This is a genomic window from Apibacter raozihei (genome assembly GCF_004014855.1).
Taxonomy (GTDB): domain Bacteria; phylum Bacteroidota; class Bacteroidia; order Flavobacteriales; family Weeksellaceae; genus Apibacter; species Apibacter raozihei.
This window is the reverse complement of the sequence record NZ_CP034930.1, coordinates 1,092,161-1,111,991: the sequence shown is the minus strand read 5'-3', so window position 1 is coordinate 1,111,991 and position 19,831 is coordinate 1,092,161. Positions and strand designations below refer to the sequence as shown.

The window sequence follows — 19,831 nt, the reverse complement described above, 5'->3', positions numbered from 1 at the left end:
TTTTTATATTTTCTCGTTTTCTTGTTTTTTTAAAATCTCGTTGGCTTTTTCCAAATCTTCAGGAGTATCTATCTCTACTCCTACAAAATCTGTTTGAATTAGTTTTATTTTCATTCCATATTCCAGATAACGAATACATTCTATTTTTTCTGCTTTTTCGTTTTGTAGCATGGGTAATTTAGAAAAACTTACTAATGCATCTTTTCTGAATGCATAAACACCCACATGTTCATAATAATCCGCAATAAAATTTTTTTCTCTTGGATAAGGGATTACTGATCGTGAAAAATATAAGGCATAATCATCTTTATCTTTTATTACTTTTACGTAATTAGGGTCTTCAATTAGTGCCCAATCATCCATTTTCCTAATTAATGTGGCTACATCAATTTCATTTTTTGCATCTTGATGAAAAGCATGAATTAATTGTGCCAGAGGTTCTTTTTTAACAAAAGGTTCATCCCCCTGAATATTTATAATTATATCACATTCGATATTTGCTACTGCTTCAGCTATTCTATCACTTCCTGTCTCGTGTTCTTTTATACTCATTATGGCTTTTCCTCCATTTCGAGTAATTTCATTATGAATAATTTCAGAATCTGTCACTACAAAAACATCATCAAACAATAAGGTTTCTTTTGCATTTTCGTAAGTTGATCTTATAACTGTCTTTTCTCCTAACATTCCCATTAATTTGGCAGGGAATCTTGATGCTGCATAACGAGCTGGAATAACTGCAATAATTTTCACTTTAAAATGAATTAAGTATTTATGCAAAGTTAACTAAAATACGTAACGTTTTTACTGAATTTGACAGAAATAAAAAAGCCATCCTATACAGGATGGCTTTTAAATATTTAAGATTTTTCAGTTCTTATTTTTTTCTTTTTGATGAAGCTGGTTTTTTAACCTGAACTTCTTTTGTTATAGAAACTTTTTTCCCTGTTTCCTGATCTAGTACTACTACTCGTCTGTTTTCTTTATCACAAGTTGCCTGATCTGGGAACATAATGTTTCCGTTTTCATCTTTTTTCTTGTTGATATCAGCCTGAGTACAAAGTAATTCTGATTTACCGAATCCACGGGCAATTAATCTATCTTTAGCAACTCCTTCTTTTACTAGTTCATCTACTACAGATTGAGCTCTTTGTTTAGAAATTCTATTGTTAACAGCTACTGAACCTACTCGGTCTGTGTGTCCGTCTACATAGAATTTTTTACCTTCAAAACCTTTATCATTTAGCATTGATGATGCATCTTTTACTAATGGTAACGATTCTGCTGTAAGTTTAGAACTGTTAAATTCGAAGTTGATGTTTTTAAGTTTAGTTGTAACATCTTTTACATCCCAAGGACATCCGTTATTTTCTTTTGGACCTGGTATTGTAGGACAAGCATCATCTTTATCTAACACTCCGTCTCCGTCAGTATCCGGCCAAGGACAACCATTGTTTTCTTTTGGACCAGGGATAGTAGGACATTGATCATCCGGATCAGGAATACCGTCTCCGTCAGTATCTGGACAACCTTGGAACTGAGGTAACCCCGGTGTATCAGGACATCTATCTTCATTGTCTGGAATACCATCACCATCTCTATCTTCAATAGTTGGTACGATTACAGGTACATCAATTACTTCTTTTTTAGCTCCAAATTTAAAAATTATGGATGCTGAATGCTGGAAAAAGTCAGCATAATTTCTTGAATATGTTGTCACCCAGTTGTACTGAGATTCTATATTCAACCCAATATTTTTAGTAAACCAAAAGTTAATACCAGCTCCTCCGTTAAGTACAAAGTTGTTGTCTTTTCCTTTAAATTTACCTTTAAGTTCTCTGGATTCTTTATAGTCACGGTTATAAGCTGTATAAGGGTGTGCTTCATCAATGTTTATTCCTTCATAAGAATACTTATGATAGTTAGCACCAACTCTTACATACGGATCTAACCATTTAAGAGAATTTGATTCACTTAGAGGTGAAAATCTCAAACCTAAACCGGCTAATAAAAAGAACTCATCGTTTATTTTGAGTCTTTTGTTATCCATATTACCTAAAGATGCCTGGAAATCAACGGCCAGGTTCTTCGCTATACTTCTCGCTACTGTAACTTTTGAAAAAGGAAAAGAGAAACTATAATCCTTTGTATCAAAATAGTTGTTGAAAATACCATCAACCGAAGTATGATCTGTAGCGTGTATTCCCAGTCCAACATACCATTTGTCCTGGGTGTTCTGAGCTAGTGCAAAAGCAGACATTAAAACAACGGCTGCTGTTGATACTATTAATTTAATATTTTTCATAAATAATTAAAAATAATTTATTTGATGCAAATTAACATAATTTTATCTAATGGACAAAAAAAAGCCACCAAAATATTGGTGACTTTTTTATTTATGCCCTAAAAAGGCATTTTTTTATTATTTCTTTTTAGCCGGAGCTTTAACTGGTACTGTTTTTTTGATAGTTAAATCTCTTGGTAATACTTCAACACGTCTGTTAACATGGTCACATTCTTCCTGAGAAGCATATTTTCCATCTTTAACATCAGCTTCAGTACATTTTAATTGAGATTTACCAAATCCTCTTGCAGTTAATCTGTCTTTTGAAACACCTTCTTTAACTAAAGCATCAACTACTGATTGTGCTCTTTGTTTAGATATTCTCATGTTTACAGCTTCACTACCTACACGGTCAGTGTGTCCGTCAATATAAGCACCGCTTTCTTTAAGAGTTCCGGTATTTAATAATTGGGCTGCTGCTTCAATTTTGCTTCCTGATTCAGGTGTTAATTTAGCTGAATTGAACTGGAAGTTGATATCTTTTAAAGTTGTTTCAACAGTTTTGTGATCTGGACATCCGTAGTTGCTTGCAGGTCCAGGTTGATCCGGACATCTGTCATCTTTATCTGGAACTCCGTCTCCATCTCTATCTGGCCAAGGACAACCATTATTTTCTTTTGGTCCAGGTACTGTAGGACATTGATCATCCGGATCTGGAACTCCATCGCCGTCAGTATCAGGACATCCTTGGAATTGAACTAATCCTGGAGTATCCGGACATCTGTCATCTTTATCAAGAACACCGTCTCCGTCTCTATCTTCCCATGGACAACCGTTATTTTCAACTGGCCCCGGTACTGTTGGACATTGATCGTCTATATCTGGAATACCGTCTCCGTCAGTATCAGGACATCCTTGGAACTGAGGTAATCCTGGTGTATCCGGACATCTGTCGTCTTTATCAGGGATACCGTCTTTATCTCTATCATTGTTACCAAATTTAAAGATAATAGATGCTGAATGCTGGAAGAAATCTGCATAGTCTTTGGAATAAGCAGTAGCCCAGTTATATTGGGATTCGATATTTAAACCAAAGTTTTTAGTAAACCAGAAGTTAATACCTACACCACCGTTTAAAACAAAATTATTGTCATGTCCGGTAAATTTCCCTCTTAAGTCATGAGTTTTTTTGTAGTCTGAATCATAAGAAGTGTAAGGATGATCTGCATCGATTTTAATTCCATCATAGGAATATTTATGGTAGTTAGCACCTACTCTTACGTAAGGGTCTAACCATTTCAAAGATTTAGATTCACTTAATGGAGTCCATCGTAAACCTAAACCAGCTAAAAGGAAAAACTCATCTTTAATGTTTAACCTTTTGTTATCAACCTCGCCTATGGAAGCTTGTAAATCTACTGCGAAATTTTTAGCAATGCTTCTTGCTACCGTTAGTTTTGATAAAGGAGGTACAAAGCTGTAATCTCTTGTGTCAAAATAACCGTCAAAAATACCACGAACAGAGGTATGGTCAGTCGCATGTGCCCCAATTCCGATATACCACTTATCGGAAGTGTTCTGTGCGAATACAGAAGTAGCTAACATGGTCGCTGCTGCTGTAACTAACAAATTGAACTTTTTCATATATAAAATCTAATTTTAATTGCAAAATAACGTTTTTCAATACTAACAGACAAACAAAAATCAATATTTCTTGACTAATCTGCTAATATTCCTTTTTGTCTCTCTCTCCTTAATTGTTTCTCTTTTATCATAAATTTTCTTCCCTTTAGCTAAATAAATCTGTATCTTAGCCCAACCTTTCTCATTTACGTAAAGACGGGTAGGTACAATCGTTAAGCCCGTCTCCTTTGTCTTTCTTAATAATTTGTTAATTTCTTTTTTCTGTAACAGCAATTTTCGTTCCCTTTTTATCAAGTGATTGTATCTTGTACCAAAAAAATATTCATCCACCGACATATTTATCACATATAATTCATCATTTATGAACTGACAAAAACTCTCTGCTATACTTGCTTTACCTAATCTAATTGACTTTATTTCAGTACCATGAAGAACCAAACCTGCTTCATACTTATCCATGAGTTCATAATTGAACCTGGCTTTTCTATTTAGTATATTAACTTTATTTTCAAATTTCATAATCAGATTTTTTCTTATTACTTTTGTGCAAATTTATTAAAGTATATGCTTACAGTATCAAACTTATCTTTACAATTTGGAAAAAGAGTTCTATTTGATGAAGTAAATGTGAAATTTACTAAAGGAAATTGCTATGGAATTATTGGAGCCAATGGAGCGGGTAAATCAACCTTTTTAAAAATTCTCTCCGGAGATGTAGATCCTACTACGGGTAGTGTGAGTCTAGAAACAGATAAGAGGATGTCTGTTCTTGAACAAGATCACTTTGCCTATGATTCTTATCCTGTCCTTGAAACCGTGATGAAGGGAAATCAAAAACTCTTCCATATAAAAGAAGAAATGGATGCATTATACGCAAAACCGGATTTCTCTGATGCCGATGGTGTGAAAGCCGGAGAACTGGGAGTAATATATGAAGAAATGGGTGGATGGACTGCTGAATCAGATGCCGGAACTTTGTTATCTAATTTAGGCATTAAAGATGATATGCAATATAAAATGATGTCTGAGCTTGAAAATGCCGATAAGGTTCGTGTATTACTAGCTCAAGCATTATTTGGTAATCCTGATGTTCTTATTCTTGATGAGCCCACCAATGATCTGGATATTGATACCATTTCATGGCTGGAAGATTTTCTTGCAGATTACGAAAACACAGTCATTGTCGTTTCCCACGACAGACACTTTCTGGATGCAGTTTGTACCCACACCTGCGACTTAGATTTTGCTAAATTAAACCTTTATACAGGAAACTATTCGTTTTGGTACCAGGCAAGCCAGCTAGCCGCCAGACAAAGAGCTCAACAAAATAAAAAAGCTGAGGAAAAGAAAAAGGAATTACAGGAATTCATCGCCCGCTTCAGCTCTAATGTTGCTAAGGCCAAACAGGCGACTGCCCGTAAAAAAATGATCGAAAAATTAAATATTGAAGATATCAAGCCTTCATCAAGAAGATATCCTGCCATCATATTTGAACAGGAAAGAGATGCCGGAGATCAAATTTTAGATGTTAAAGATCTTGAAAAAACTAAAGATGGAGAATTACTATTCAGCAATATAAATGTCAATCTTAAAAAAGGAGATAAAATTGCTGTTTTATCAAAAAATTCTCTTGCAATTACAGAGTTTTTCCAAATTCTCGCCGGAGAAACTGAAGCCGATATGGGGAACTATACTTGGGGAATCACTACAAAACAAAGTTATTTACCTCTTGATAATACTAAATATTTTCAATCTGACGATAACTTAATTGACTGGTTAAGACAATATGTTAATACTGATGAAGAAAGACACGAAGAATATATTCGTGGATTTTTAGGAAAAATGCTTTTTAGTGGTGATGAGGCTTTAAAATCTTGTAAAGTATTGTCCGGTGGGGAAAAAATGCGTTGCATGTTCTCAAGAATGATGCTTTTTAAAGCTAATGTTTTATTGTTAGACGAACCTACAAACCACTTAGATCTGGAAAGTATAACAGCCTTAAATAACTCTCTGGATAATTTTAAAGGAACTGTTTTACTTTCTTCTCATGACCATGAGCTACTTTCTACTGTTTGTAACAGGATTATTGAGTTAACTCCTAAAGGTGTTATTGATCGGTATATGACTTATGATGAGTACTTATCTGACCCTAAAGTAAAAGAACTTAAAGCTCAATATTATTCTTAATATCTAATTAAAACCTTATATTATATTAAAAGCTTCATTAAATGAAGCTTTTATTTTTTCTGTTCGTCTATAAAATTCCCCCTTCTGTCGTTAAAAAGAAATATTTAATATAATATTATCGTTTTTTTAACAATATTCCTTCAATATTTGCCCGTTATTTGCGTTTAATAACTTGAATTAACTTTGAATGTTTTATACTATTTTAAAAAGTTATTTCACAAACGTTCTTTATAAATAATACATTAATTTATACTTAGTTAAAAAACCTTTCAAGCTTTAAACGGCTTGAAAGGTTTTTATTTTTGTATCATCATAATAAGATTGTTTACAAACTTTAAAATCTCTTAATTCTAAATAATGGTTTTGTATATAACTAAATCAATCAAATTGTTCTAGTAAGTATTTAATAACATCTGTCGTAGTAACAATCCCTACAATTTCATCTTCCTGAATTACAGGCAAAGCTCTGAATGAGGATGAGGCAAAAATTTCTGCCACTTCTTTAATTGTATCTGAAGGAGCTACCGTTTTTGGATGGGCAGCCATTACCTGTTCTATACTTAACATATCAAAAAGTGAGTTATCCATTTCTTCCTGTCCGGAGTATATATCTCCAAATGAAAGCCGCATAATATCCGTCTGGCTTATGATACCTATTAATTTTTTACCGGAAACTACCGGAATATGCCTAATACTTTGTTTTTTGAATAGGCTGTTTACTTTTGCCAGCCCATCAGTAAGATTCACTGTAACCGGGCTTTTAGTCATTATTGTGGATACGGGAGTTCTTTTTTTCATAATTACGTTTTCTAAGGATTATTAGTAATTAAATGTATGAAAAAAAGAAATAAAAACGCTTATTTGATTACATGATAATTGTTATAATACTCTTTTAGCTTTGATAAATTTCCCTTTCCAATAGGATTCCTCTAATGAACTAACCATTACCCCTTTAGATGTTGAAGCATGAATAAATGATACTTCTCCTGTCTGTTTTATATCGTACACTATTCCTACATGATTAATCCCCGAACCTCCTGTCGAAAAAAACAGAAGATCACCTTCTTTAACTCTGGATATAGGAACGGTATCGCCCTGATTAGACATATCAACCGATCTGCGGGGAAGCTTTACATCTATTTTCTGGAAAGCTACACATACCAAGCCTGAACAATCTATACCACTTGAAGTACTACCTCCGTATTTATATGGCGTACCTTTATATTTCCCTGCCTCATTAAGTACTATTTTTACATCTTTGGATTTAGAAACATTGGCTTTTTCTGATTTGAGCACAACAGCCTTATCTTCTTTTTTTATTTTATTAACATATGGAGTTGACTTTTTTGAAGAATGTCCTGAGCTTTTTTTAGAATTGTAGGTATACCTTGAAGTTTTTGATGAATTGCTTTTCTTTTTATATGAAGCTGATGTTTCATAGGAAACACAGGACGTCAGCAAAATGGAGCATATAGAGAAACCAGCATATAAAATATTCTTGATTTTCATTTTTAAAGCTTATAATTATTAATTTGCTAAATTATAAAATTATCAACAAAATATCAACAGTTTATAAACATTTACTTTTACCTTATATAGATACCACACAGTAACTTAGTTTTCAATACTAACAAAATTCAGTTACTACGCTTACTCGCAAAACTTTAATCTTTACTGATATACTTTATAGAATCTCTTCAATAAAATAAATGTAGATTAATCAAATAATTACGATTTTAAAGTGTGGAGATTAAAGGAGTTTAGTGTTATGATTTTCATAGTCCGTATCTATAGACAACAAATCTGAACGGGAAGCCTGCACAGCCAATCTATCAGCTCTTTCATTTTCTACATGTCCTTCATGCCCTTTGATCCACTGAAGCTTAACCCTATGGTTCTTATATACTTTTAAAAAACGAATCCATAAATCAGGATTTTTTACTTTTTCAAATTTTTTTTTCTGCCAACCATAAATCCAATTATTATTAACAGCATCTACCACATATTTTGAATCTGAATAAACTACAACCTCCTGATTGGGCTTACTGATTTTTTCGAGTGCGACAATGACAGCCATAAGTTCCATTCTGTTATTGGTTGTTAATCGAAAACCCTGACTAAAAGTTTTCTCATAATTCGTCCCTTTAAGACGCATAATGATACCATATCCTCCTTTACCCGGATTTCCTGAAGATGCTCCATCTGTAAAAATTTCTATCATATAAGAATTAAAATAGCTGCTTTAATTCAATTAAATTATTAATCACTGGGAAACCATTCATTTTTGAAAGATCACTATCTTTTTTATAATTAAAATAAATACCCAACATCCCTAAATTATCACTACCCAAAACATCCGCTTCAAAATCATCCCCAATAAATGAAGATTCCTCAGGGTTTGCATTCGCCTTGTCAAGTCCTAATTCAAAAACTTCTCTGGCTGGCTTTCTTTTGTTAATTTCTTCTCCACTTGTAATGGTGGTTATATAATCTTTAATCGGTGTATCATAAACTTTTCGTTCTGTAGGTTTTATAAAACCATTAGAAACTATATGCATGATATATCCCTTAGATTTTAAGTAGCTTAATACTTCAACTGTATTATCAATAAGAGTATTGTGTTTTACAACTTTTTCTAAGAAATGAGCATCAAAGTATGAACGTATTACCTCATCTCTGATATCAAATTCTTCAAATGTATTTTTGAATCTCTGGCTTAATATATCATTTTTTGTTACTTTATCCTGTCTGAATAAGGCCCATAAATGCTCATTCCTTTGGTAATAACTATCATAAAATTCTTGAAAATTTACATTATAAATTTCTTCTACTTTTACATCTTCATACATTTGCTTGAGTGTAAGCATAGAATTTCTGTCAGTATCCCAAAGCGTATTATCCAGATCAAAAAATATATGTTTAATATTTCTCATAATTTTTTTCTTTTACAATGTAAGTCCCATACCAAATAATACAGCAAAAAAAAGAGCAAGCAATGCTGTAGGTTTCATATATAAATCTAATTTAGCCGGATCTGTTGTATATAAAATTTTACGTCTTAACCACGTAGTTGGTAAAAATAATATAAAAAATATAAATGGTTTTAATGTAGTAAGATGATCCAGACTAATTGAAAATTGCTCCTGATGAATAAGTAAAAATATAAGACATAAAATAAAAGGCAAATTCATTAATAATAATTGATAATATTTAGCATTTTGAAAGCCGAGACGAAGGGCTAATGTATTTTTACCCGCGTCTTTGTCCGATTTTATATCCCTCATGTTATTAAGGTTTAATACGGCAACACTAAATAATCCAACTGCTGAAGCCGGAAGTAAACTATCCCAATTAAATGTTTTAGTATATAAAAATTCGCTTCCAATTACAGATACCCACCCAAAAAAAACAAATACAAAAATATCTCCCAACCCCATGTACCCATAGGGCTTTTTACCCATAGTATAGAATATGGCAGCCAAAATACAGCCAATACCTAATCCTATAAATATGAAAAATGCTTCCCAATATTTGGGTATGAATGCATAAAAAAGTAAAATTATTGCGGATATAAAAGATAAAATAACGGTAATAATAATTCCTTTGAACATTTTTTTGTGACTTATTGCTCCTGATTGTATAGCTCTTACCGGACCGATTCTGTTCTCATTGTCTGTCCCCTTTGTTCCATCTCCATAATCATTAGCAAAATTTGATAACACCTGAAACAGAATAGTTGTTAAACAGGACAAAACAAATATATTGCCATCAAAACTTTCTTTCCATTTAGCTAACATGCCACCTAAAATAATACCACTTAAAGAAAGGGGTAAAGTCCGTAATCTGGCAGCCTCAATCCAATTTTTCATATACTCAACTTACTATAATTAAAAATGAATGTAAAAATACATTATTTTACATTCATTTTAAACACAAAAGTAGTTTAGTCTCAATAGGCGTAAACTGAGCGTATTTTAAATCAATCATTTTCAAAACTTTATTTTATCTTGTTTTAATACTTTATTTATTTGTTTTAAATTAAATTTGAAAATATTAAAATAATTATTGAAAATACTTTTTTATTCTGAAAATGGCATTAGATTTGTTAAAAGCAAAAAATTATTAAAACCATAGTTTAATTATATGAAACAAGAGTTTGATGAGTTCATGAAATTAGTGGAAATGAGAAATCCTAATGAACCGGAATTTTTACAGGCTGTACGCGAGTTTGCTGAAACCGTGATGCCTTTTATTTCAGAACATGACAGATATAACAGAAAAAATTTGTTATTACGAATGACAGAACCTGAACGTTCTATTATTTTCAGAGTTCCTTGGGTTAATGATAAAGGAGATGTACAGGTAAACCGCGGATTCAGAGTTCAGATGAATTCTGCAATCGGCCCCTACAAAGGAGGATTGAGATTTCACCCATCTGTAAATTTAAGCACTATGAAATTCCTTGCTTTTGAGCAGGTTTTTAAAAACTCTTTAACCACGCTACCAATGGGAGGTGGTAAAGGTGGGGCTGATTTTGATCCAAAAGGTAAATCTGATGCTGAAATTATGCGTTTTTGTCAATCGTTTATGACTGAACTGTCTAAACATATTGGTGCAGAAACTGATGTACCCGCAGGTGATATAGGTGTAGGTGCTAGAGAAATAGGATATTTATTTGGTCAATATAAAAGATTACAAAATGAGTTTACGGGCGTATTAACCGGAAAAGGTCTATCTTATGGTGGTTCGTTAATCAGACCTGAGGCTACCGGTTATGGAGTAGTCTATTTTTGTGAAAAAATGCTGGAAACTATAGGTGAAAAAATTGAAGGTAAAACTTTTGCGGTTTCTGGTTTTGGAAATGTTGCCTGGGGAGTTATTAAAAAAGTAAATCAATTGGGTGGAAAGGTTGTAACAATTTCCGGTCCTGACGGATATGTTTATGACGCAGAGGGTATCTCTGATGAAAAAACTGAATATTTACTTGAAATGAGGATGAGCGGTAACGATCAGGTTCAGGATTACATTGAAAAATACCCTTCTGCCGTATTTTATGAAGGAAAAAGACCTTGGGAACAAAAGGTCGATATTGCCATACCTGCCGCAACTCAAAATGAATTAGACATTCATGATGCCCGTGAATTAATTAAAAACGGAGTTCTCTGCATAACCGAAGCAGCAAACATGCCATGTACTTTAGATGCTGTTCACGAGTTTATTAATAATAAAATATTATACTCGCCGGGTAAAGCATCCAATGCTGGAGGAGTTGCTACATCCGGGTTGGAAATGAGTCAAAATTCAATGAGAATGCACTGGAGTAGTGAAGAGGTTGATTTACGTTTAAAAGAAATCATGATAGGAATACATGATAACTGTAAAAAATATGGTACTGAAGCAGATGGATCTATAAACTATGTTAAAGGTGCAAATATTGCCGGTTTTGTAAAAGTTGCTGATGCCATGCTGGCACAAGGAGTAGTTTAGGCTGTAAACCCAATAAAAAATACTATGAGTGGATTTGCTTATGTAAATCCACTTTTTTAATAGATCAATTTCACAAAATCACTTAATGCAACTTCTCCAAAGTATAGAGTAAGATCGACCTCATATAAAGCCTGATAAACCGATTCCTGTGTATATCTTACTCCAATAAGTTTATTTTCTATATCCTGAACGTCTTTTATCCCAAAAAAATCTCCATAGATTTTAATCTGTGTTATTATTCCTTCTTCAACATTTAACCGTAGATCAATTGATCCTACAGATAATCTCTGACGATTCTCTATATAAAATTTTGGAGAACGTCCGTAATTCCATTCCCAATTTGAATATCTTTCATCTGAGATCTGATTAATTTTATCCCAATCGTTTTCACCTAAAGGGTAGGATTTAATTTCATCCAAATGATTTACATTAAATATTTGTAAAAGTAAATTTTCACGAAATTCATTTATAGAGATACTCTCATTCATAAACTCTGATATATTGGCAACCCTGCTTCGTATAGATTTAATACCTTTAGATTCTATTTTATCTTTCCTAACATTTAATGAGTTAACAACCTCATCTATATTGCTTTTGAACAACAAGGTTCCGTGAGTTATTATTTTTCCTTTTGAAGTAAATTGTGCGTTTCCACTTATTTTCCTTTCACCAACTACCACATCATTTCGCCCTTTCAACTCTGCATCAACACCCATATTTTTCAATGCTTTAATCACCGGTTTTAAAAATTTCCGGTAATTTGAAAAACTGTTTCCATCATCTTGAGTAATAAAACTAAAATTTAAGTTTCCTAGATCATGATAAACGGCTCCTCCTCCGGATAATCTTCTTACTACCTTTATATTATTTTCTTCGACATATTGAGTATTGATTTCCTCTATAGTATTCTGGTGCTTACCAATAATTATGGATGGTTGATTTATATAAAATAATAAATAAGGTTCAATTTCAACAGGCAAATAAGATATTATATACTCTTCAATTGCCAAATTTATTTGAGGATCAGTATTCCCTTTATTGTCAATAAATTTCATTGTTTTCTTTTCTGTTATTTTTAATCAAACAGATTAGTAAAATTACAAAACTCAACACACTTATGTAAGGGCTTAATTTTTGAATCAATGTTCCTGAATATTGAATCTTAACCCTACCCTGCCCTTTAATTTGCGGAATTTCCAATAATCCATTTTTACTTTCAGAAACTTTCAAATTTACTCCGTTCAAATCGGCATGATATCCTTTATAATAAAATAAAGGTAACTCCAAAGCATCCGTTTTATTTAGAGTGTTGATTTCAAATTGCGTTATTCCTTTATTAATATTATATTCTGATATTTGAGTTGAAGCATGGAGGTTCTTAACCTTTTTTTCTCTTTGCTCAGGATACTTTATCGAAGGAACTTTAGAAGAAATATATTCGAGAGCTCCCTGTCCATAAACATTATCTGAATTTCTTTCTATGGTTAAAGGATTATATTCTTCAAATTTATTTCTGGCAGTATTTCCTTCATTATAAAGAACAAAAACAATTGTTATAAAATAAAAACTAAAAACTAGACATCTGGAAGTAAAAGTTTTGAAAAGTATATATGAATAATATGCTCCTGCTATCGAAAAAAAATAACAGGCAAACTCGTAAAGTCTCCAAGGAAATCTTATAATTTCTAATTTACTGAAAGGAAAAATATCCCATGGGAAAAACTTTGCTGATGCGAGAATATAAAGTAATCCTATACACACTCCCAAATCTACACCTTTAATTTTTATATATTTGCTTTTAATAAATAATCGTAGCACAAGAGCCATTCCCATGGTTAAACCCATAGATACTAAAAAAATATTTTTATCCTGATTAGGATATATATTTCCAGCTGTCATCCCCCATAAAATCATGATAGGATCCACAGTAAATGTTTTAAGGTAAAATAATGGATGTGTATTATAATAAAATAAATTTGAATTTAGCTGCTCGATTAAAGGAAATAAAAAATACGCTGATAAAACTATAGTAAGTATTACTGAATAAAATAAATATTTTATTCTGATGGTTTCTTTCAATAAACTTCTGAGATAAAAAATCAACAACAGGAAAAGTGTGATTGCCGTTAAAAAAACAGACAGAACATGTGAGAAAATAATTAACGTCATTCCAATTGAAAGTATGTACCATCTTTTATAATTTCCTTTAATTATTTCATAAAAACCTAAAAATGCAATGGGTAAAAAGGTAAACGATAATGATTCTCCCAAAGCCGATCTTTCAAATAAATCCTGAATACGATAAAATGAAAAGGTATATATTAATGAACTGGTGGCAGCAATGTAAAAGCTTTTAAACATTCGCTTCATAGAAATATACATGAGTATACCACACAATATACTCATAATAAAAAGTAATGATTTATAGGCAAAAATAAGATTTGTAATTTTAGCTAAAAAAGCAAATGGAACTAACAAAATATCAGGATAAAACCACTTAGATGGATATCCATAACCATTTACTGATTCATAGTCTATATAAACAGGAAATCTACCGTCAGATAATGCTTCTTCAAGAGCTTTTAGTCTCATTACATGAAAATCAATATCATGACCTAAAAACAGATATGAACCCGGTTGAAACGAATAAATCATAAATGCACTTAAAAAAACTAATGCGGAGAAGAAAACAAAAAAATGAACTTTTTTATTTTTTTTAAATAATAAAATATATTTATCAATTAAATTCATAGTTATAATAAATAGTAGTTTATCAGAAAATGAACTCTAAAAACAGTCTCCAAAGATACAATTTAAACTCCAAATTAAAACATTAAGCTTAAAAGGGGCAACCTATTTGATTATAAAAGATAATTTTAGATATAATTTTATTTTTATAACGATACTGATTTAGTTAAAAATTTTAACTTTGCTCATTAAAATATTTATATGCTATGAATTCTTTTATTGAAGAGTTAACCTGGAGAGGATTAATTCACAACATAATTCCAGGAACGGAAGAACAATTAAATAAAGAAATGACGTCAGGATATATTGGATTCGACCCTACGGCAGATTCTCTTCATGTAGGAAGCCTGGTTCCTATTTTACTTTTGGTTCATTTACAAAAACACGGTCATAAACCCGTGGCTTTAATAGGAGGAGCTACAGGAATGATCGGTGATCCTTCCGGCAAAAGCAATGAAAGAAATCTACTAGATGATGATACTTTAAATAATTATCTTGCCGGTATTAAATCACAACTATCCCGTTTTTTAGATTTTGATAGTGACAAACCAAATTCAGCTGTTTTAGTAAATAATTACGACTGGATGAAGAATGTATCTTTTCTTGAGTTTGCCCGTGATATTGGAAAACATATCACTGTAAATTATATGATGGCCAAAGATTCTGTTAAAAAAAGATTTAATGGAGAATTTCAAGAGGGAATGTCATTTACAGAATTTACTTACCAATTACTTCAGGGATACGACTTTTACTATCTTTTTAAAGAGAATAATGTAAAATTGCAAATGGGTGGCTCTGATCAATGGGGAAACCTGACTACAGGAACTGAACTGATACGTAAAAAGATTGGTAAGGAGGCTTATGCTTTAACCTGTCCCTTGACTACTAAAGCAGATGGATCTAAATTCGGTAAAAGTGAAGGAGGTGAAAATATCTGGTTAGATGCCAATAGAACGTCTCCATTTAAATTTTACCAGTTCTGGCTTAACGTTGCGGATACTGAAGCCGAGAAATATATAAAAATTTACACTTTTCTTTCAAAGAATGAAATTGATTCGCTGATTCAAATTCATAGCGAAAATCCCGCGGCAAGAATACTTCAAAAAAAGCTGGCTCAGGAAATTACCCAATGGGTTCACGGAGAAGAAGAAACAAATAAAGCGATTAAAGCATCAGGAATTTTATTTGGGAAATCAACACAAGAAGATTTTTTGTCTCTTGATGAAAATACATTTTTAACCCTTTTTGAAGGAGTTCCTCAAAAGGAAATTTCTTTAGATGCAATTCGTAATGGAATTCCTGTTATAGATGTTTTATCTGAACTTAGTGGTTTTTTATCTTCGAGAGGTGAGGCGCGAAGAGCTTTAAAAGAAAACTCAATATCAATTAATCAACAAAAAATCAAAGAAGATCTTATTGTAAATTCCGACTTTTTAATACAACAAAAATATATTTTACTGCAAAGAGGTAAAAAATCATACTTTATATTAAAAGGAATTTAAAAAAGGTTATTATTTTTGAACAACAAAAAATTAAATATATTTAAAAAATATCCTATAAAACAAGATGAAAGGGTTAATTAAGTTTTATCATCCTGATGAAACACTTGAATATCATATCAGGAAATGTTTTTGTAAAGTGGTTTTCCTGAACAAAAAAAATACTTTAGTAATTGAAATTGAATCAGACGATGATCTGGATCATGTTGAAGAAGATTCATATCAAAATGAATATCCTCAAGTTTCTTTTACTGTTGAAGATTTTGAAATATCGGAAAAAACTATAGGCCAATTGATTGGTAAAAATTTCCAGATACCTTCTTTTGAAGAAAAAGAAAACGAAAATGGAGATGTTGAAGAGCTGTTTTATACTAACCTTAATATTAATGATGAGGATAATTTGGAAACAGACGAAAACGATTTAAAATTTGGAAAAGATGAACAAGGAAATTTAAAACTTATCTGGAAAGGCTATTGTGAAGATTTTATCACCCAGGAAGATCCAATGAAGTTTAAAATTTCATGTTCTTTTACTCAGGATAAATTAGATATTGAGGATTAAAAACTACATTTGTTAATTTCTATATCTGAAGTTCTTTACTGTGTAAACTCAGGCTGAAAGATATTTATTATATTAGCATTAAAGGTTTATTAAGTCTTTAAATAAAATTTATGAGTTATAATACCACTCACTCTGAAAAATACATTATGCATATGCATAATTTGTATTCAATTAAATTACATTGATACATCATGATTCTTTCATGAATCAATAATTATAAAAAAGAAGGATATTTAAATTAAATATCCTTCTTTTTTATGTTGTAATTATCTTTTAATACTTATTCAAAATACTTGAAATGGGGATTGGTTGCCAGTTTTAGCATAAATTTATCTCCATTTGTATCTCCAAATGCATATACTTCCTTAAATTGAGATAATTGAATCTCTCCAATAACACGAGCAACTTTTTGTTTATAATTACAATTGGGAGTTGCAAAATTTCCTGTAAAAACATCGTTTACAAATTCTGCCTGAGTAGATATTAATCTTACACCTAAATATTTTGCAAATGGCTTAACCCATATGTCCAGAGAAGCAGTTACAATATATTTATTTTCTTCATGAGCTAAATCTTTAACATAACTGAGTGCTCTTTTTCTAAATATTGAATCTTTCCTATATTCAAAATAGTTATTGGATAAAATCTCTATCTCATCCTTGGTTTTCCCTTTTAAAAAGTGAGCAATAAATTTTTGTTTTGCTTTCTCCGCTTTTAAAATTTTAAATTTAGTTAATAGAAAAATCGGCACAAATCGTATAAAAGCCGTTGTGTAATTCTTAGGGAAACTAAATTGTAAAAAGTCAAACATGGTATCTTTATTAGTAAGAGTACCATCAAAATCAAAAAGATAAAGTCTTTTCATCTACCTATAAAATTACATTTTCATTTTTTTGAAAATAAACTCTGGAATGTTAGTTACTATAGACATTATTACCCACCATATTCCTGTAACATAGATTTTATTTTTTTTCTTTTTATATGCTTTATAAATGATTGAAGCTGCTTGAGAAGGATTGGCTGTTAATGGTTTAGGCAAAGGAAGTCCTGCAGTCATTTTAGTATCCATAAAACCCGGAAGTACCGTCATAACGTGAACATTTTTATGAAAGAGATAATTTCTTAATCCATCTAAATAAACCATAAATCCGGCTTTTGCGCTTCCATATATAAAGTTACTTTGCCTTCCTCTTAATCCGGCAACAGAAGATAGTCCTATAATAGTTCCTTTTCTAGCCTCTTCGAATTTTTGAGCCCAAAAGTTAATAAGCGGAACCAGTTTAGAGTAATTGATTTCAATTATTCTTTCTGTATTTTTTTCATCATATAATCCATCCTCAGTATTTTTACCTAAAAATCCGGTAGCGCAAAACACTAATTGAGATTCAATGTTTTGAAATAATGAATAGTCGATTTCTTTGGTAATATCCAAATGAATTACTTTAGACTCTTGCTTGTACTTTACCTGTATATGTCTGGCAAATCTTTCTGTTTCTTTTGGATTTGAAGTTATCAAATACACTTCTGGAATAATTTCTTTTGTTTCCGATAACACCTTTTCAACAAAAGCTTGTGAGATGTCTGAAGTAGCTCCTAATATTATCATCTTAATTCTGAATTATATATAATTAAATTTTTATTTCTTATAGTACTATCACTTTTTATTAATACAATATTTGGATTATATGTCCTTACAATTGTTGAATTAATAAAACCTGATTGCATATAGAGATGGATATATTTTATTTTTTATTTGTAAAAAGTATTCTGTAAATAGAAATATTTTTTCATTTGTTATTCTATCTAAATTAAGTTTAGATAAAAATTTTATGAGATTCTTTAAATGATTCACAAATATAAAGGAAATGAAAATAATACTTGAATTAAAATAAAATTCGTAAGTAAAATAGTATCCTAGTTTTAACAATAAAGGATATCCAATAGGAAATAGATTACTTGTTACTTGGGGAAATTCTTTTGCTAATTTAAAATATGCAACTGCATCGCTATTGATTCCTCCATAAGATAAAAAAAACGGGACAAAGCTAATTCCTGCTACTAAGAGAACAAATAAAAAATAATATTTATATTCTCCGTTCTTCATTAAATTATCTATTGCTTTTTATTCTTTGATGCTGAACAGAATCAAACTTTCCTGTTTCAGGCACCTTTACATAATCAATCAAAGATTTTTTAGACATTGAATCTTTAGCCAAATAAATTCGTCCATTATACTGTTCAACAATCTCATCAAGCTGAGATACCAGTGCAGGAAGCTTACTGTTAATTTTAAAATCCAGCGCCAAACTATATCCGTCTATAGGAAAAGAATTATGGGCTTCAGGGCTACCTTTTTTATACAGCTTTAGTACAGCCAAAAAAGAACCTTGACCACTATTTGCTATTGTCTTAAGTATTTCAGTCATCCCTTTTTTACCAACTTCTTTAGGAATGATAAATTGATATTGAATAAAACCGTTTTTCCCATAAATACGGTTCCAGTTGTTTATTGCATCTAAAGGGTAGAAAAAGGTATCATAATCTACCACATTATTAATTATCTTTTGACGTTGCTTGAAGTAGTAAAGAAAATTAAAGGCCTTAACCGTTAACGTGTTTAAAACGAAAGATGGAAAATTAAACGGAATATTTAATTTTTTCTTTTTCTTCGGGTTTAAAGGATTTCCTTTCCATTTAGTTGGCAAATCTGTTAGATTTGCACTTTCTCCTACCATTAATATTGAACGCCCTATTTTATCGCCTTTCTGTAGACAATCAATCCATGCTACACTATAGGGCCATTTTTCGAGTTCATCAAAATACTGAAAAATCTGATCTAAGTTATCTGCTTTCAATACTCTTTGCCTTATATAAGCAGTTTGAATTTTTTTTAGTTTAAATCTGGCAGAAATTACTACCCCGGTAAGCCCCATTCCTCCTAGTGTATCCCAAAACAACTGCGAATTTTCTTCTCTTGAACATTTTTTTATTTCTCCTGTTTCTGTAATGATAACAAAGTCTATTAAACAATCCCCAAAACATCCTTCTTTATGATTATTTTTTCCATGTACATCCGAGCCTATTGCTCCTCCGACTGTAATTAATTTAGTTCCGGGTGTTACTTTAAGGAAAAAACCTTCCGGTACAACGGTATCTAAAATGTCAGAAAGAATTACTCCCGATTCACATTCAAAAATTCCGTTCTCACGATCAAACGATATAAATTTATTCAGTTTTATCGTTGAAACAATGTTCTCTTTATTAAGTGAGTTATCTCCGTAAGATCTTCCATTTCCTCTGGCTATAACCGAACCACTTTCTTTTATAATCTTTTGTATTTTTAAAATATCAGATGTTTCATGAAATTGAGTTTCTACTACCGGATATTTCCCCCAGTTTGTAATTTCATGTTTCATAGCC

General features: G+C 31.4%; 18 protein-coding genes. 4 read left to right on the top strand and 14 right to left on the bottom strand.

The genetic code is table 11. The features are described from left to right. Positions 1-3: 3 nt before the first annotated feature. The 4 genes from kdsB to smpB form a co-directional block, all read right to left on the bottom strand. The gene (gene kdsB, locus EOV51_RS05115; protein WP_128150516.1) at positions 4-753 is read right to left on the bottom strand and encodes a 3-deoxy-manno-octulosonate cytidylyltransferase; all 750 of its coding nucleotides are present in this window, start codon (positions 751-753) and stop codon (positions 4-6) included. A gap of 124 nt (positions 754-877) precedes the next feature. Beyond that, entirely contained in the window at positions 878-2,305 is a 1,428-nt protein-coding gene (locus EOV51_RS05110) for an OmpA family protein (protein WP_128150514.1), read from the bottom strand. Positions 2,306-2,422: 117 nt separating this feature from the next. Next, positions 2,423-3,928, bottom strand: coding sequence for an OmpA family protein (locus EOV51_RS05105; RefSeq protein ID WP_128150511.1), 1,506 nt, complete (start codon positions 3,926-3,928; stop codon positions 2,423-2,425). Between the two features lie 60 nt (positions 3,929-3,988). Next, positions 3,989-4,447, bottom strand: a complete 459-nt coding sequence (gene smpB / locus EOV51_RS05100) for an SsrA-binding protein SmpB (RefSeq protein WP_128150509.1) — start codon at positions 4,445-4,447, stop codon at positions 3,989-3,991. Positions 4,448-4,492: 45 nt separating this feature from the next. Here smpB and EOV51_RS05095 point away from each other — a divergent pair, with 45 nt between their 5' ends. Then, positions 4,493-6,115 carry an ABC-F family ATP-binding cassette domain-containing protein gene (locus tag EOV51_RS05095; RefSeq protein WP_128150507.1) on the top strand — a complete coding sequence of 541 codons (1,623 nt, stop codon included), beginning with the start codon at positions 4,493-4,495 and terminating at the stop codon, positions 6,113-6,115. A gap of 378 nt (positions 6,116-6,493) precedes the next feature. Here the strand turns inward: EOV51_RS05095 and EOV51_RS05090 are convergent, their stop codons facing one another. From EOV51_RS05090 to EOV51_RS05070, 5 genes are all read right to left on the bottom strand, one after another. Further along, positions 6,494-6,913 (bottom strand): CBS domain-containing protein, encoded by a 420-nt coding sequence (locus EOV51_RS05090; protein ID WP_128150505.1) that lies wholly within the window; start codon positions 6,911-6,913, stop codon positions 6,494-6,496. Between the two features lie 81 nt (positions 6,914-6,994). Then, on the bottom strand, positions 6,995-7,624 hold the full coding sequence (locus tag EOV51_RS05085) for a C40 family peptidase (protein ID WP_128150503.1): 630 nt from the start codon (positions 7,622-7,624) through the stop codon (positions 6,995-6,997). A gap of 241 nt (positions 7,625-7,865) precedes the next feature. After that, complete coding sequence (rnhA, locus tag EOV51_RS05080) at positions 7,866-8,336, bottom strand: ribonuclease HI (RefSeq protein WP_128150501.1); 471 nt, start codon at positions 8,334-8,336, stop codon at positions 7,866-7,868. A gap of 7 nt (positions 8,337-8,343) precedes the next feature. After that, on the bottom strand, positions 8,344-9,048 hold the full coding sequence (locus EOV51_RS05075) for an HAD family hydrolase (protein WP_128150499.1): 705 nt from the start codon (positions 9,046-9,048) through the stop codon (positions 8,344-8,346). 12 nt (positions 9,049-9,060) lie between these two features. Next, the gene (locus tag EOV51_RS05070; RefSeq protein WP_128150497.1) at positions 9,061-9,984 is read right to left on the bottom strand and encodes a 1,4-dihydroxy-2-naphthoate polyprenyltransferase; all 924 of its coding nucleotides are present in this window, start codon (positions 9,982-9,984) and stop codon (positions 9,061-9,063) included. A 274-nt stretch (positions 9,985-10,258) separates the two neighbouring features. On the opposite strand from EOV51_RS05070, the gene gdhA reads away from it, so the two are divergent. Continuing rightward, positions 10,259-11,602, top strand: a complete 1,344-nt coding sequence (gene gdhA, locus EOV51_RS05065; protein ID WP_128150495.1) for an NADP-specific glutamate dehydrogenase — start codon at positions 10,259-10,261, stop codon at positions 11,600-11,602. A 56-nt stretch (positions 11,603-11,658) separates the two neighbouring features. Here the strand turns inward: gdhA and EOV51_RS05060 are convergent, their stop codons facing one another. After that, positions 11,659-12,657: a lipoate--protein ligase gene (locus EOV51_RS05060; protein ID WP_128150493.1), complete on the bottom strand. Its 999-nt coding sequence runs from the start codon at positions 12,655-12,657 to the stop codon at positions 11,659-11,661. Beyond that, complete coding sequence (locus EOV51_RS05055) at positions 12,644-14,257, bottom strand: hypothetical protein (protein ID WP_128150491.1); 1,614 nt, start codon at positions 14,255-14,257, stop codon at positions 12,644-12,646. Before EOV51_RS05055 ends, EOV51_RS05060 begins: the two co-directional genes overlap by 14 nt. Before the next feature lie 299 nt (positions 14,258-14,556). Here EOV51_RS05055 and tyrS point away from each other — a divergent pair, with 299 nt between their 5' ends. Both tyrS and EOV51_RS05045 read left to right on the top strand, forming a co-directional pair. Then, complete coding sequence (tyrS, locus tag EOV51_RS05050; protein ID WP_128150489.1) at positions 14,557-15,852, top strand: tyrosine--tRNA ligase; 1,296 nt, start codon at positions 14,557-14,559, stop codon at positions 15,850-15,852. A gap of 64 nt (positions 15,853-15,916) precedes the next feature. After that, positions 15,917-16,411: a hypothetical protein gene (locus EOV51_RS05045; protein WP_128150488.1), complete on the top strand. Its 495-nt coding sequence runs from the start codon at positions 15,917-15,919 to the stop codon at positions 16,409-16,411. A 280-nt stretch (positions 16,412-16,691) separates the two neighbouring features. Here EOV51_RS05045 and EOV51_RS05040 read toward each other — a convergent pair whose 3' ends face one another. From EOV51_RS05040 to EOV51_RS05030, 3 genes are all read right to left on the bottom strand, one after another. After that, complete coding sequence (locus tag EOV51_RS05040; protein ID WP_128150486.1) at positions 16,692-17,276, bottom strand: HAD-IB family hydrolase; 585 nt, start codon at positions 17,274-17,276, stop codon at positions 16,692-16,694. 12 nt (positions 17,277-17,288) lie between these two features. Continuing rightward, complete coding sequence (locus tag EOV51_RS05035; RefSeq protein WP_128150484.1) at positions 17,289-18,017, bottom strand: SDR family NAD(P)-dependent oxidoreductase; 729 nt, start codon at positions 18,015-18,017, stop codon at positions 17,289-17,291. A gap of 502 nt (positions 18,018-18,519) precedes the next feature. Further along, entirely contained in the window at positions 18,520-19,827 is a 1,308-nt protein-coding gene (locus tag EOV51_RS05030) for an FAD-binding oxidoreductase (RefSeq protein WP_181951009.1), read from the bottom strand. Positions 19,828-19,831 lie beyond the last annotated feature (4 nt).